This is a genomic window from Pseudomonas carassii (assembly GCF_036324045.1).
In the GTDB taxonomy this organism is placed as follows: domain Bacteria; phylum Pseudomonadota; class Gammaproteobacteria; order Pseudomonadales; family Pseudomonadaceae; genus Aquipseudomonas; species Aquipseudomonas peradeniyensis.
In genome coordinates this window covers 61,120-76,606 of sequence record NZ_JAZDCT010000001.1, presented here as the reverse complement: position 1 = coordinate 76,606, position 15,487 = coordinate 61,120, and the positions used below count along the sequence as shown (strand labels likewise).

General features: G+C 64.8%; 11 protein-coding genes. 7 read left to right on the top strand and 4 right to left on the bottom strand.

Annotation, left to right across the window (positions count from 1 at the left end):
- Positions 1–22: 22 nt before the first annotated feature.
- The 3 genes from lhgO to V0R62_RS00275 all read right to left on the bottom strand — a co-directional run bounded on the left by lhgO (position 23) and on the right by V0R62_RS00275 (position 2,602).
- Positions 23–1,216, bottom strand: coding sequence for an L-2-hydroxyglutarate oxidase (gene lhgO / locus V0R62_RS00285; protein WP_330102275.1), 1,194 nt, complete (start codon positions 1,214–1,216; stop codon positions 23–25).
- Positions 1,217–1,318: 102 nt separating this feature from the next.
- Positions 1,319–2,029 (bottom strand): FadR/GntR family transcriptional regulator, encoded by a 711-nt coding sequence (locus tag V0R62_RS00280; protein ID WP_050704752.1) that lies wholly within the window; start codon positions 2,027–2,029, stop codon positions 1,319–1,321.
- Between the two features lie 219 nt (positions 2,030–2,248).
- Entirely contained in the window at positions 2,249–2,602 is a 354-nt protein-coding gene (locus tag V0R62_RS00275) for a hypothetical protein (protein ID WP_234561252.1), read from the bottom strand.
- Between the two features lie 271 nt (positions 2,603–2,873).
- Here V0R62_RS00275 and V0R62_RS00270 point away from each other — a divergent pair, with 271 nt between their 5' ends.
- Positions 2,874–7,739, top strand: a complete 4,866-nt coding sequence (locus V0R62_RS00270; protein WP_330102274.1) for an NAD-glutamate dehydrogenase — start codon at positions 2,874–2,876, stop codon at positions 7,737–7,739.
- Between the two features lie 198 nt (positions 7,740–7,937).
- On the opposite strand, the gene ppsR is transcribed toward V0R62_RS00270, so the two are convergent.
- A complete protein-coding gene (gene ppsR, locus V0R62_RS00265; protein ID WP_028692934.1) occupies positions 7,938–8,756 on the bottom strand; it encodes a posphoenolpyruvate synthetase regulatory kinase/phosphorylase PpsR in 819 nt (272 codons plus the stop codon).
- A gap of 178 nt (positions 8,757–8,934) precedes the next feature.
- On the opposite strand from ppsR, the gene ppsA reads away from it, so the two are divergent.
- From ppsA to V0R62_RS00235, 6 genes are all read left to right on the top strand, one after another.
- Positions 8,935–11,310, top strand: a complete 2,376-nt coding sequence (gene ppsA, locus V0R62_RS00260; RefSeq protein WP_028692935.1) for a phosphoenolpyruvate synthase — start codon at positions 8,935–8,937, stop codon at positions 11,308–11,310.
- Between the two features lie 136 nt (positions 11,311–11,446).
- Positions 11,447–12,439, top strand: coding sequence for an alpha/beta hydrolase (locus V0R62_RS00255; protein ID WP_330102273.1), 993 nt, complete (start codon positions 11,447–11,449; stop codon positions 12,437–12,439).
- Between the two features lie 127 nt (positions 12,440–12,566).
- Positions 12,567–13,058 (top strand): ribonuclease E activity regulator RraA, encoded by a 492-nt coding sequence (rraA, locus tag V0R62_RS00250; protein ID WP_023630330.1) that lies wholly within the window; start codon positions 12,567–12,569, stop codon positions 13,056–13,058.
- Positions 13,059–13,083: 25 nt separating this feature from the next.
- A complete protein-coding gene (locus tag V0R62_RS00245) occupies positions 13,084–14,079 on the top strand; it encodes a zinc transporter ZntB (RefSeq protein ID WP_330102272.1) in 996 nt (331 codons plus the stop codon).
- Positions 14,080–14,292: 213 nt separating this feature from the next.
- Positions 14,293–14,556 (top strand): hypothetical protein, encoded by a 264-nt coding sequence (locus V0R62_RS00240; protein ID WP_028692938.1) that lies wholly within the window; start codon positions 14,293–14,295, stop codon positions 14,554–14,556.
- Between the two features lie 2 nt (positions 14,557–14,558).
- On the top strand, positions 14,559–15,383 hold the full coding sequence (locus V0R62_RS00235; RefSeq protein ID WP_110739094.1) for a mechanosensitive ion channel family protein: 825 nt from the start codon (positions 14,559–14,561) through the stop codon (positions 15,381–15,383).
- Positions 15,384–15,487: the final 104 nt, after the last annotated feature.

Here is a 15,487-nt window from a genome sequence, read left to right as displayed (position 1 = left end):
AATTGTGGATGCAGCGGGTGGATCAGCGGGCCTCTAGAATTTTCTCGGCGATCATCTGGCCGATGGGGATGGCCGAGGTGGCGGCGGGCGATGGCGCATTGCACACATGCACCATGCGGGGCGTCTCGGCGAACAGGAAGTCGTGCACCAGGGTGCCGTCGCGCATCACCGCCTGGGCGCGGATGCCGGCTTCATAGGGCAGCAGGTCCTCGACGTCGAGGGACGGGCAATACTTGCGGCACTGTTCCAGGTAGCCGCGCTTGAACAGCGAGTTCTTCATCTCGGTGGTGCCGGAACCGAGGTTGTTCCAGATGGTTTTCCAGAAACCGGGGAAGCGCGCGTACTCGGCGACATCGCGCCAGTTCACCGAGAACTTGCGGTAGTTCTCCCGGCCGAAACCGAGCACCGCGTTGGGGCCGACGGTGACGCTGCCGTCGATCATCCGCGTCAGGTGCACGCCGAGGAATGGCAGCTCCGGGTCGGGGATCGGGTAGATCAGGTGATTGACGATCTGGTTCTTGCTCGCCGGCAGGCGGTAGTACTCGCCGCGGAAGGGGATGATCTGATGGTCGATCCTGACCCCGGCCAGGCGCGCCAGGCGGTCGGACTGCAGACCGGCGCAGGCCACCAGCTGGCGGGCGCGCCAGGCATTGCCGTCGGCGCTGATCGCGACATGATCGGCATGCTCCTGGATGGCGCGCACGGTGGTGGACAGGCGCAGCTCGCCACCGGCCCGGCGGATCACCTTGGCCATGGCGTCGCACACCTGCTGGTAGTCGACGATGCCGGTGGCATCGAGGAACAACGCGCCCTTGCCGACGATGTTCGGTTCCCGCTCGCGCAGGGCACCGGCATCCAGGCGTTCGACTTTCAGGCCGTTCTGCTGCGAGCGCTCGTACAGCGCCTGCATGCGCTGCACTTCCAGGTCGTTGGAGGCCACCAGCAGCTTGCCGCAGACCTCGAAGGCGATGCCGTGCTCACTGCAGAAATCCTTGGTGGCTTGGGCGCCGCGCTTGCACAGGTCGGCCTTGAGGCTGCCGGGGGCGTAGTAGATGCCGGCATGGATCACGCCGCTGTTGTGGCCGGTCTGGTGGCGGCCGAGGCTGGCCTCCTTTTCCAGGATCAGCAGCGAAGCGCCGGGGCGTCGTTCGAGCAGGGCCATCGCGGTGGCGAGGCCGACGATGCCGCCGCCGATGATGCAGTAGTCGTAGGTCATGCAGGGTACCTTGGTATTCTTGTCGGTGAATCTGCTTATCAGGTTGTCAGACTAAGTGGTGCGCGTGAAAGCCTCGCCAGGCCACGATGGGGTTCTCCGGGGTCAGTCGAGGTCGGGAAGGTCGAGTTTCAGGCGCTTGGCCGAGGCGCGCAGGTGGGCTTCGGCGCAGCCGGCCGCCGCCTGGCGGTCGCCGTCGGCGATGGCCTGGTACAGCGCCCGGTGCTCGCGCAGGGCATCGGCCGAACCGCCCACCGCCGGGGTGGCGGAGTTTTCCCAGGCGGTGCGGCGCGCGGCGGCCAGCTGGCCGCCGAGGAAATCGTGGAAGGCGACGAAGTAGTCGTTCTTGCTGGCTTCGGCGATGGCGCGGTGGAAGGCCACGTCGGCGGCCGAGGCCGTGGCAAAGTCGCTGCGCGGGTCTTCCATGGTGCCCAGGGCGCTGGCCATGCGCGCGAGGTCGTCGGCGTCGCGGCGGCGGGCGGCGATGGCGGCGGCCTGGGTCTCGATCCACAAGCGCATCTCGAACATCTGCACCAGGTCCGGCTTGCGACCCTGGCTGCCGGGGAAGCGGAACACCGTGCCGCTGGGCGTCTGCGAGATGTAAGAACCGAGCCCGCGGCGGGCGATCAGCACCCCGTCGGCCTTGAGCTGCGCCACGGCCTCGCGCACCACCGAGCGGCTGACATTGAGCTGTTCAGCCAGTTGCTGTTCGGTGGGCAGGCGCGATTCGGCGGCCAGGCGGCCGGAATCGATCTCGGCGCGGATGGCGCTGACAACCCGTTCGACGAGGGTGTCGGGGCGCTGGAGCTGGAGCATGGACAGAGGTTTCTTGTTAGTCAGGTTGTCAGACAATGCCTGTGTCGATAGTGGGCTGTCAATGTCCTGAAGGCTTGCGCGTTCCCTGTAGGAGCGGCCTTGTGCCGCGAAAGGGCCGCATAGCGGCCCCGGCTATATCAGCGTGATGCACCAATAAGGGGGGCGCTTCGCACCCCTTTCGCGACACAAGGCCGCTCCTACAGGGGGCGATGTATCGGTTCAGAGCTCGGACACGAACGTCCCGGTCCCGTCGAGGATATTGCGCAAGGTCAGCGCCACTTCCTCCAGGTCGGTTCCGGCGCTGGTCAGAATGATCTCCAGCGTTTCATCCCCCTTCAGCGCATCACGATCCCCAGCCGCCACCTCGATCAGCAGCCGCTGCGCGCTCAGGGTTACCTTCAGCCCGTCCAGGGTCGACGGCTCGTCATCCAGGGTCAGGTCGACGGTGTCCTCGTCCGGATAACGGGTCAGCAGGAACATCTGGCCCTTGTCGCTGTGGCAGCACAGGGTCGCCATGTTGTCTTCCTCGTCGTCGCAGGGGGTGGCGAAGAGCAGGGCGGTTTTCAGTTGCATGGGCGGCTCGGGTCAATGGCAAGGGAAAGGAATTCTGACAGCCTTGGTGGCCGCGATAAACGTAAAGTTACCGCGCATTGACCGAAATTGTCGCAGCGCTGCAAGCCGCGGTGACCGTTCAGTCGTTAAGCTCCCCAGTCGGTGGACATGACGCTCATGTCCAACGCCTGGTTTTACCGTCCGGCTTGCCGCGGGTTGGCTATCGTTGATCCGTACACGGCGGACGTACGCGACGCTTCACCTATAACAAAGCCCAAGCGGAGTACCACAGATGGCGTTCTTCACCGCAGCCAGCAAAGCCGACTTCCAGCATCAACTGCAGGCGGCCCTGGCGCAGCACATCAGCGAACAGTCCCTGCCACAAGTGGCGCTGTTCGCCGACCAGTTCTTCGGCATCATCTCTCTGGACGAACTCACTCAGCGCAGGCTGTCGGACTTGGCCGGCTGCACGCTGTCCGCCTGGCGCATCATCGAGCGCTTCGACCCCGAACACCCGCAGGTGCGGGTCTACAACCCCGATTACGAACGCCACGGCTGGCAATCGACCCACACTGTGGTCGAGGTGCTGCACCACGACCTGCCGTTCCTGGTCGACTCGGTGCGCACCGAGCTCAACCGCCGCGGCTACAGCATCCACACCCTGCAGACCACCGTGCTCAGCGTGCGCCGCGGCGCCAAGGGCGAGCTGGTCGAGCTGCTGCCCAAGGGCACCCAGGGCGAGGGCGTCAGCCATGAGTCGCTGATGTACCTGGAGATTGATCGCTGCGCCAACACCGCCGAGCTCAACACCTTGAGCATGGAGCTGGAGCAGGTACTGGCCGAAGTGCGCGGCGTGGTCGCCGACTTCGAGCCGATGAAAGCCAAGATCCGCGAGCTGCTGGAGCTGGTGGAGCAGAACGCCTTCGGCCCGGCGCAGAGCGACAAGGCCGAGGTGAAGAGCTTCCTGTCGTGGCTGCTGGACAACCACTTCACCTTCCTCGGCTACGAGGAGTTCACCGTCGAGTCCGATGCCGACGGCGGCCACCTGGTCTACGACGAGGCCTCGTTCCTGGGCCTGGCCCGCCTGCTGCGCGCAGGCCTTGGCGCCGACGACCTGCGCATCGAGGACTATGCCGTCGCCTACCTGCGCGAGCCGCGCCTGCTGTCGTTCGCCAAGGCCTCGCAGCCGAGCCGCGTGCACCGTCCGGCGTACCCGGACTACGTGTCGATCCGTCAGATCGACCAAGACGGCAAGGTCATCAAGGAATGCCGTTTCATGGGCCTGTACACCTCGTCGGTGTACGGCGAGAGCGTGCACACCATCCCGTACATCCGCGGCAAGGTTGCCGAAGTCGAGCGCCGTTCCAATTTCGACCCCAAAGCCCACCTGGGCAAGGAGTTGGCCCAGGTCCTCGAGGTGCTGCCCCGTGACGACCTGTTCCAGACGCCGGTCGACGAACTGCTGAGCACCGTCATGTCGATCGTGCAGATCCAGGAGCGCAACAAGATTCGCGTGTTCCTGCGCAAGGACCCGTACGGTCGCTTCTGCTACTGCCTGGCCTATGTGCCGCGGGAGATCTACTCCACCGAAGTGCGGCAGAAGATCCAGCAGGTGCTGATGGAGCGCCTGAAGGCCACCGACTGCGAGTTCTGGACCTTCTTCTCCGAATCGGTGCTGGCCCGCGTGCAGCTGATCCTGCGCGTCGACCCGAAGAACCGTATCGACATCGATCCGCAGCAGCTGGAAAACGAAGTGATCCAGGCCTGCCGTTCGTGGCAGGACGACTTCTCGGCGCTGGTGGTGGAGAACTTCGGCGAGGCCCACGGCACCAACATCCTGGCCGACTTCCCGAAAGGCTTCCCGGCCGGCTACCGCGAGCGCTTCGCCGCGCACTCGGCGGTGGTCGACATGCAGCATGTGCTGAACCTGTCGGAAGCCAAGCCGCTGGCCATGAGCTTCTACCAGCCGCTGACCCAGCTGGGCGAGCGCCAGTTGCACTGCAAGCTGTACCACGCCGATACGCCGCTGGCGCTGTCGGACGTGCTGCCGATCCTGGAAAACCTCGGCCTGCGCGTGCTCGGCGAGTTCCCGTACCGCCTGCGCCATGCCAGCGGTCGTGAGTTCTGGATCCATGACTTCGCCTTCACCTACAGCGAAGGCCTCAATCTTGATATCCAGCAGCTCAACGACACCTTCCAGGACGCCTTCGTCCATATCGTCAAGGGCGACGCCGAGAACGACGCCTTCAACCGCCTGGTGCTGACCGCCGGCCTGCCGTGGCGCGACGTGGCGCTGCTGCGTGCCTACGCCCGCTACCTCAAGCAGATCCGCCTGGGCTTCGACCTGGGCTACATCGCCAGCACCCTGAACAACCACACCGACATCGCTCGCGAGCTGACCCGGTTGTTCAAGACCCGCTTCTACCTGGCGCGCAAGCTGACCCAGGAGGACCTGGACGACAAGCAGCAGCGCCTGGAGCAGGCGATTCTCAGCGCCCTGGACGAGGTCCAGGTGCTCAACGAGGACCGCATCCTGCGTCGCTACCTGGACCTGATCAAGGCCACCCTGCGCACCAACTTCTACCAGCCGGACGCCAACGGCCAGAACAAGTCGTACTTCAGCTTCAAGTTCAATCCCAAGCTGATCCCGGAACTGCCGAAACCCGTGCCGAAATTCGAGATCTTCGTCTATTCGCCACGGGTCGAGGGCGTGCACCTGCGCTTCGGCAACGTCGCCCGCGGCGGCCTGCGCTGGTCGGATCGCGAAGAGGACTTCCGCACCGAAGTGCTCGGCCTGGTCAAGGCCCAGCAGGTGAAGAACTCGGTGATCGTGCCGGTGGGCGCCAAGGGCGGTTTCCTGCCGCGCCGCCTGCCGCTGGGAGGCAGCCGTGACGAGATCGCCGCCGAAGGCGTGGCGTGCTACCGCATCTTCATCTCCGGCCTGCTCGACATCACCGACAATCTCAAGGACGGTGGCGTGGTGCCGCCGGCCAACGTGGTGCGCCACGATGACGATGACCCGTACCTGGTGGTGGCGGCCGACAAAGGCACCGCGACCTTCTCCGACATCGCCAACGGCATTGCCATCGACTACGGCTTCTGGCTGGGCGACGCCTTCGCCTCTGGCGGCTCGGCTGGCTACGACCACAAGAAGATGGGCATCACCGCCCGTGGCGCCTGGGTCGGCGTGCAGCGCCACTTCCGCGAACGCGGCATCAACGTGCAGGAAGACCCGATCACCGTGGTCGGTGTCGGCGACATGGCCGGCGACGTGTTCGGCAACGGCCTGCTGATGTCCGACAAGCTGCAACTGGTGGCCGCGTTCAACCACCTGCACATCTTCATCGACCCGAATCCGGATCCGGCCACCAGCTTCGTCGAGCGCAAGCGCCTGTTCGACCTGCCGCGCTCGGCCTGGAGCGACTACGACACCGGCATCATGTCCGAAGGCGGCGGGATCTTCCCGCGCAGCGCCAAGAGCATCGCCATCAGCCCGCAGATGAAGGAACGCTTCGCCATCGAAGCCGACCGCCTGACCCCGACCGAACTGCTGCACGCGCTGCTGCAGGCGCCGGTCGACCTGCTGTGGAACGGCGGTATCGGCACCTACGTCAAGGCCAGCACTGAAAGCCACGCCGATGTCGGCGACAAGGCCAACGACGCCCTGCGCGTCAACGGCAACGAGCTGCGCTGCAAGGTGGTGGGCGAGGGCGGCAACCTGGGCATGACCCAGCTCGGCCGTGTCGAGTTCGGCCTCAACGGCGGTGCCACCAACACCGACTTCATCGACAACGCCGGCGGTGTGGACTGCTCCGACCACGAGGTCAACATCAAGATCCTGCTCAACGAGGTTGTGCAGGGTGGCGACATGACCGAGAAGCAGCGCAACCAGCTGCTGGGCAGCATGACCGACGAAGTCGCAGGGCTGGTGCTGGGCAACAACTACAAGCAGACCCAGGCGCTGTCGCTGGCCGCCCGCCGCGCCCGCGAGCGGATCGCCGAGTACAAGCGCCTGATGGCCGACCTCGAGGCCCGTGGCAAGCTGGACCGCGCCATCGAGTTCCTGCCCACCGAGGAACAGCTGGCCGAACGCCTGGCGGCAGGCCAGGGCCTGACCCGCGCCGAGCTGTCGGTGTTGATCTCGTACAGCAAGATCGACCTCAAGGAGCAACTGCTCAAGTCGCTGGTGCCGGACGACGACTACCTGACCCGCGACATGGAGACGGCCTTCCCGCCGTCGCTGGTGAGCAAGTTCGCCGACTCGATGCGCCGTCACCGCCTCAAGCGCGAGATCGTCAGCACCCAGATCGCCAACGACCTGGTCAACAACATGGGCATCACCTTCGTCCAGCGCCTGAAGGAGTCCACCGGCATGAGCCCGGCCAACGTCGCCGGCGCCTACGTGATCGTGCGTGACATCTTCCACCTGCCGCACTGGTTCCGCCAGATCGAGGCCCTGGACTACCAGGTCCCGGCCGAGATCCAGCTGACCCTGATGGACGAGTTGATGCGCCTGGGCCGCCGCGCCACCCGCTGGTTCCTGCGCAGCCGCCGTAACGAGCAGGACGCGGGGCGCGATGTCGCCCACTTCGGGCCGGTGCTCGCGCAACTGGGTCTGAAGCTGGACGAATTGCTGGAAGGTCCGACCCGCGAGCGCTGGATGGTCCGCTACCAGGGCTTCGTCGAGGCCGGTGTGCCGGAGTTGCTGGCACGCATGGTCGCCGGTACCACCCACCTGTACACCCTGTTGCCGATCATCGAGGCCTCGGACGTCACCGGTCACGATCCGGCGCAGGTGGCCAAGGCGTTCTTCGCCGTGGGCAGCTCGCTGGACCTGACCTGGTACCTGCAGGAGATCAGCAACCTGCCGGTGGAGAACAACTGGCAGGCCCTGGCCCGCGAGGCGTTCCGCGACGACATCGACCTGCAGCAGCGGGCGATCACCATCTCCGTGCTGCAGATGGCCGACGCGCCGCAAGACATGGATGCACGGGTAGCGCTGTGGTGCGAGCAGCACCGCGTCATGGTCGAGCGCTGGCGCGCCATGCTCGACGACCTGCGCAACGCCACCGGCACCGACTATGCGATGTACGCGGTGGCCAACCGCGAGCTGGTCGACCTGGCGATGAGCGGGCAGGCGGCGGTGATTCCGTCCTGAGCCTTGCGTTGAGGTAAAAGAAAGCCCCGGCAGTGATGCCGGGGCTTTCTATTTGGAGTTGCACAATTTTGTGTAGGAGCGGCCTTGTGCCGCGAAAGGGCTGCAGAGCAGCCCCGGCAATATCAGCTTGATGCACAAATCATGGGGGCGCTTCGCACCCCTTTCGCGGCACAAGGCCGCTCCTACAGGGGGGCGGTGTTACTTGAACCTGCGCTCCACGCCTTTCTCCACCAGGATTTTCGCCGAAATCTCTTCCACCGAGAAATGCGTGGAGTTGATGTTGGGAATGTTCTCCCGACGGAACAGGTTCTCCACCTCGCGCACCTCGAACTCGCACTGGGCAAAGCTCGAGTAGCGGCTGTTGGGCTTGCGCTCGTGGCGGATGGCGGTCAGGCGGTCGGGGTCGATGGTCAGGCCGAACAGCTTGCTGTGGTGCTTCTTCAGCACCGCCGGCAACTGCAGGCGCTCCATGTCGTCCTCGGTCAGCGGGTAGTTGGCGGCGCGGATGCCGAACTGCATGGCCATGTACAGGCAGGTCGGGGTCTTGCCGCAGCGCGACACGCCAACCAGGATCAGGTCGGCCTTGTCGTAGTAATGGGTGCGCGCGCCATCGTCGTTGTCGAGGGCGAAGTTGACCGCCTCGATGCGCTCCATGTAGTTGGAATTACCGCCGATCGAGTGGGATTTGCCCACGGAATACGACGAATGGGCGGTCAATTCCTGCTCGAGCGGGGATAAAAACGTCGAGAAGATGTCGATCATGAAGCCATTGGACGTGGCCATGACCTCACGGATGTCCTGGTTGACGATGGTGTCGAAAATGATCGGGCGCACCCCGTCGCGCTCGGCTGCGGCGTTGATCTGCTGGACCATGGCCCGGGCCTTGTCCAGCGTGTCGATGTAGGGGCGCGTGAATTTATTGAACGGAATGCTCTCGAATTGTGCGAGCAGGCTCTGGCCCAGCGTTTCTGCAGTGATGCCGGTACCGTCGGAGATGAAGAACGCGGTTCGTTTCATTTGCACCTGGGGGCCTTAAGCTGCCGAAGATTTCTGGATATGATAGGTTCGGTTTGCCGAACGCGGTTGCTCGGCATTCTCACTTATTTTCCAGGTCCAGGCCACAAGCGTCCGGCCCAGTCAGTCAGGCAGGCGGGCGCCCTTGAGCTTTTCCAATACAGTTAGTGGAGAGATCACCTTGGTAGAGTACGTAGTTTCCCTCGATAAGCTCGGCGTCCATGATGTGGAGCATGTGGGGGGCAAGAACGCATCCCTGGGCGAGATGATCAGTAACCTCGCAGGTGCCGGTGTCTCGGTGCCGGGCGGCTTTGCCACTACGGCTCAGGCGTACCGCGATTTTCTCGAGCAAAGTGGCCTCAACGACCGCATCCACGCCGCGCTCGATGCGCTGGACGTCGATGACGTCAACGCCCTGGCCAAGACCGGCGCGCAGATCCGCCAGTGGGTGATGGAAGCCGATTTCCCGGCGCGTCTTGATTCGGAAATCCGTACGGCCTTCGCCGAGATGGCCGGCGGCAACGAAAACATGGCGGTGGCCGTGCGTTCCTCGGCCACCGCCGAAGACCTGCCGGATGCCTCCTTCGCCGGCCAGCAGGAGACCTTCCTCAACATCCGTGGCGTCGATAACGTGATCCGCGCGGCCAAGGAAGTGTTCGCCTCGCTGTTCAACGACCGCGCCATTTCCTACCGCGTGCACCAGGGCTTCGACCACAAGCTGGTGGCCCTGTCCGCCGGCGTGCAGCGCATGGTCCGCTCCGAGACCGGCACCGCCGGCGTGATGTTCACCCTCGACACCGAGTCGGGCTTCCGCGACGTGGTGTTCATCACCGGCGCCTACGGCCTGGGCGAAACCGTGGTGCAGGGTGCGGTCAACCCTGACGAATTCTACGTGCACAAGCAGACCCTGCAGGCCGGCCGTCCGGCGATTCTGCGCCGCAACCTGGGCAGCAAGGCGATCAAGATGGTCTACGGCGACGAAGCCAAGGCCGGTCGCTCGGTCAAGACCGTCGAGGTCGAGCGTGCCGAGCGCGCGCGCTTCTGCCTGAGCGACGCCGAGGTCAACGAGCTGGCCAAGCAGGCGATGATCATCGAGCAGCACTACCAGCGCCCGATGGACATCGAGTGGGCCAAGGACGGTGACGACGGCAAACTGTACATCGTCCAGGCCCGTCCCGAGACCGTGAAGAGCCGTTCCAGCGCCAATGTCATGGAACGCTACCTGCTCAAAGAGAAGGGCACCGTGCTGGTCGAGGGCCGCGCCATTGGCCAGCGCATCGGCGCCGGCAAGGTCCGCGTAATCAACGATGTCTCGGAAATGGACAAGGTCCAGCCGGGCGACGTGCTGGTCTCGGACATGACCGACCCGGACTGGGAACCGGTGATGAAGCGCGCCAGCGCCATCGTTACCAACCGCGGCGGGCGTACCTGCCACGCGGCGATCATCGCCCGTGAACTGGGCATTCCGGCCGTTGTCGGCTGCGGCAACGCCACCCAGGTTCTGAAAGACGGCCAGGGCGTCACCGTGTCCTGCGCCGAAGGCGACACCGGCTTCATCTTCGAAGGCGAGCTGGGCTTCGACGTCAAGCAGAACTCGGTCGATGCCATGCCGGAACTTCCGTTCAAGATCATGATGAACGTCGGCAACCCGGACCGCGCCTTCGACTTCGCCCAGCTGCCCAACGCCGGTGTCGGCCTGGCGCGCCTGGAATTCATCATCAACCGCATGATCGGCGTGCACCCCAAGGCGCTGCTCAACTACGCCGGCCTGCCGCCGGAGTTGAAGGAAAGCGTCGACAAACGCATTGCCGGCTACGACGATCCGGTCGGCTTCTATGTCGAGAAGCTGGTCGAGGGCATCAGCACCCTGGCCGCGGCCTTCTACCCGAAAAAGGTCATCGTGCGCCTGTCGGACTTCAAGTCCAACGAGTACGCCAACCTGATCGGCGGCAAGCTCTACGAGCCGGAAGAAGAGAACCCGATGCTGGGCTTCCGCGGCGCCTCGCGTTACATCAGCGAGTCGTTCCGTGACTGCTTCGAGCTCGAGTGCCGTGCGCTGAAGCGTGTGCGCAACGAGATGGGCCTGACCAACGTCGAGATCATGGTGCCGTTCGTGCGCACCCTGGGCGAAGCCAGCCAGGTCGTCGACCTGCTCGCCGAGAACGGCCTGGCCCGCGGTGATAACGGCCTGCGTGTGATCATGATGTGCGAGCTGCCGTCCAACGCCATCCTCGCCGAAGAGTTTCTCGAGTACTTCGACGGCTTCTCCATCGGCTCCAACGACCTGACCCAGCTGACCCTGGGCCTGGACCGCGACTCGGGCATCATCGCCCACCTGTTCGATGAACGTAACCCGGCCGTGAAGAAGCTGTTGGCCAACGCCATCGCCGCGTGCAACAAGGCTGGCAAGTACATCGGCATCTGCGGCCAGGGCCCGTCGGACCACCCGGACCTGGCCAAGTGGCTGATGGAGCAGGGCATCGAGAGCGTGTCGCTGAACCCGGACTCGGTGCTCGAGACCTGGTTCTTCCTGGCCGAGGGCCAGGGCGCGGCGTGATGCGCTGAAGGCAACACACTGTGGGAGCGGGCTTGCCCTGCGATCGCGCCAGATGGGACAGCAGTGTCTGTAGGTCTGGTTCAATCGCGGGGCAAGCCCGCTCCCACGTTCAAGTCACCTGTTTTTTCGTGAACTCATGCAAAGCAGCTCCACCCAATTCCCCGTCGCGTTGCTCAGTGCCGAGCGCCGCGGCGACCTCAGCGAGGACGTCTATCGGATCAAGGCCGGCAACAGCCCCGATCCGAGCGTCGAGCTGGCCGTCACCCGCCTGGGTCTGGCCGATCAGGACCGGGCCCAGGGCGAGCCGGTCATTCTCCTGCACGGCAGTTTCTCCAACCGGCGCTTCTGGTACTCGCCCAAGGGCATCGGCCTGGGCGCCTTCCTGGCCCGCGCCGGTTTCGATGTGTGGATCCCGGAGATGCGCGGCCATGGCCTGTCGCCGCGCAACCGCGACTGGCGGCAGAATCGCGTGGCCGACTATGCGCGCTACGATCTGCCGGTAATCGGCGCCTTCGTCCGCGAGCAGGCCGGGCAGGCGCCGCACTGGGTCGGCCACTCGCTGGGCGGCACCACCCTGGCGGCGTCGCTGGGCAGCGGTTACCTGGACACCGCGCTGGTGGCCAGCGCGGCACTGTTCGGCACCCAGGTCAGCCGGGTCTACTGGCCGCTGAAAGTACCACCGGTGGAGTGGGGCGCGCGCGTGCTGCTCAAGCGCTTCGCGCAGATCTCGGGTTCGCGCCTCAAGCGTGGTCCGGAGGACGAACCCATCGGCCTGGCCCTGGAGAGCCTGCGCTGGAATGGCCTGTTCGGCCGTTTCGGCGACAAGGACAAGGACTGGTGGGCGGGCCTGGCCGAGGTCGAGGTGCCGCTGCTGGCGGTGGCCGGGGCCGGCGACTTCCAGGACCCGGTGTGGGCCTGCCGCAAGCTGTTCGAGCAGTTCGGCGGTGACGCCAGGCAGTTCCTGCGCCTGGGGCGCGAGGAGGGCTTCGAGGCCTTCGGGCATGTCGACATGCTGGTCAGCAAGGCGGCGCAAACCCAGGTGTGGCCGCTGGTTGAGCGCTGGCTGAGGGATCCGCGGGTGCCGGTGCATGCCTCGACGGTGGTGATGGAGCCTGTGCCCGCCAATTGAATATGTACGTCCTATTGCGGGCTCAGACGATTAAATGCTGTGACCCGCCGGTCCCGGGTGACTGCCGGCCTCCTGCGGTGTAGCCTTGCTCCACATCCGCTTTCGTTGTGACTGACAGGAGTTTCCCATGCAGCATTACGTAACGCCCGACCTGTGCGACGCCTACCCGGACCTGGTCCAGGTGCTCGAACCGATGTTCAGCAACTTCGGCGGCCACGACTCGTTCGGTGGTCAGATCGTCACCATCAAGTGCTTCGAGGACAACTCACTGGTCAAGGAACAGGTCGAGCTCGACGGCAAGGGCAAGGTCCTGGTGGTCGACGGCGGTGGCTCGCTGCGCCGTGCGCTTTTGGGCGACATGCTCGCCGAGAAGGCCGCGAAGAATGGCTGGGAAGGCCTGCTGATCTACGGCTGCGTGCGTGACGTGGACGTGCTGGCGCAGACCGATGTCGGCATCCAGGCCCTGGCCAGCCACCCGATGAAGACCGACAAGCGCGGCATCGGCGACCTCAATGTCGCGGTGACCTTCGCTGGCGTGACCTTCCGCCCGGGCGAGTACGTGTATGCCGACAACAACGGCGTGCTGGTCTCGCCGAGCCCGCTGAAGATGCCCGAGTGACGCGCCGTACACCGATGGAGCTTTGATGTTCGAGGAAGACAACGCGCAGTGGGGCCTGGTGCATGCCCTGGTGCTCGATGGCAAGGGTGGCGCGCGTTCGATCGCCCGCACCGAGCTGGACGACCTGCAGTTGCAGCCCCAGGAGAGCCTGTGGCTGCACTGGGACCGCAGTCACCCGCAGACCCGCACCTGGTTGCTCCACGACAGTGGCTTGAGCGAGTTCGCCTGCGAGCTGCTGCTAGAGGAGAACACCCGCCCGCGTCTGCTGCCGCTGGCCGACGAGCAGATGCTGCTGTTCCTGCGCGGGGTCAACCTCAATCCGGGCGCCGAGCCCGAGGACATGGTTTCGGTCCGCATCTTCGCCGAGGCGCGGCGAGTCATTTCCCTGCGTTTACGCCCCCTGCGGGCGAGCGACGAGGTCCTGCAGCAGCTGGGCGAGGGCAGGGGGCCGAAAACCGCCTCCGAGCTGTTGTTGCTGATGGGCGAGCTGCTGACCGAAAAGGTCCAGGCGCTGGTCAGCGACCTGGCCGAAGCGGTCGATCTGGAAGAAGAAAAGGTAGAATCCGACGAACGGTATTCGCCAGCTCAAGGCAGCCTACAGCAGATCCGTCGCCGCGCTGCCGGTCTGCGGCGTTTCCTCGCGCCCCAGCGCGACATTTATGCCCAGCTGTCGCGTAATAAATGCAGCTGGTTCGCCGATGCCGACGGCGACTACTGGAACGAGCTGAACAACAGCCTGATCCGCTACCTTGAAGAACTCGAACTGGCCCGCGAGCGCGCCGCGCTGGTGCTGGAAAGCGAGGACCGGCGGCGCAGTGAGCGGATGAACCGGACCATGTATCGGTTCGGCATCATCACCTGCATCTTCTTGCCCATGAGCTTCGTCACCGGGCTGCTGGGCATCAATGTCGGTGGTATTCCGGGGGCGGAAAACCCCTATGGCTTCCTGTTCGCCTGCATCGTCGTGCTGGGACTGGCAGCAGGGCAGTGGTGGATGTTCCGGCGGTTGCGGTGGGTTTGACATCGAAGGGGCTGCTGCGCAGCCCATCGCGACACAAGGCCGCTCCTACAGGGACCGCGTTTGCCTGTGGGAGCGGCCTAGTGTCGCGATGGGGCGCGCAGTGGCCCCCAACAAAGAGTGGCCAGCTGAGGCAATTTGAAACATTCGTCCCAGTGGCAGGTGTGACCCGTCGTCACCAGCCCTCGTCTTTGACTGACATTGCGCGAGGTGCCCATGCACGATCCGTTTGAAGAATCCCTGCGCGACCTGCTCAAGGCGTCGCCGTCCGGCCAGGACCGCGACGACGCCGCCTGCCTGGGTCGCGTGCTCAAGACCGCCAACCGCCAGGTCGGCGCGGGCGATCTGTTCAGCCTGCTTGGCCGCTGGAGCCAGGCGCTGCTGATCGCCGTGAACAATGGCTCGGCGCATGTCGCGCCGGTCCGTCGCAACTCTACCCGCAAACCTGCCGCCGGCAGCAACGCAGATAAGGCCGATTGAATATGGAACTCGATCTCTGGACCCAGAGCCTGGTCACCGCCATGACTGCCCTTTGGACCAAGGTGGCGAACTTCATCCCCAACCTGTTCGGCGCGCTGGTCGTGGTGCTGCTCGGTTTCGTCGTGGCCAAGCTGCTCGACACCCTGCTGTCCAAGGTGCTGGCCAAGTTCGGCCTGGATCGCCTGATGAGCGGTACCGGGCTGACCAAGATGCTCGCCCGGGTCGGCATCCAGGTGCCGATCTCGACCCTGATCGGCAAGATCGTCTACTGGTTCGTGCTGCTGATCTTCCTGGTCTCGGCCGCGGAATCCCTGGGGCTTGAGCGGGTCTCGGCGACCCTCGACATGCTTGCCCTGTACCTGCCCAAGGTGTTCGGCGCAGCCCTGGTGCTGCTGGCCGGCGTGCTCCTGGCGCAACTGGTCAACGGCCTGGTGCGCGGCGCCGCCGAGGGCATCGGCCTGGAATACGCCGCCGGCGTCGGGCGCATCGCCCAGGGCTTGGTGATCATCATCAGCATCTCGGTGGCCATCAGCCAGCTCGAGGTCAAGACCGACCTGCTCAACCATGTAATCGTCATCGGGCTGATTACCGTTGGTCTGGCAGTTGCCCTGGCAATGGGCCTGGGCAGCCGGGAAATCGCCGGGCAGATCCTGGCCGGCATCTATGTGCGCGAGCTGTATCAAGTCGGCCAGCAGGTGCGCATTGGCGAGGTCGAAGGCCACATCGAGGAGATCGGCACGGTCAAGACGACCCTGCTGACCGATGATGGCGAACTGGTGTCGCTGTCTAATCGCGAGCTGCTCGAGCAGCGCGTGAATAGCCGCTAACCGCACAAAAGCTGTTAATGTATGCCGCCGCAAAAATCGGCCCTGGGGGCCGAGCGGCGACATTGACCTGACTGTCGGCCAGATCCGTTTTGAATAAAGTTCAT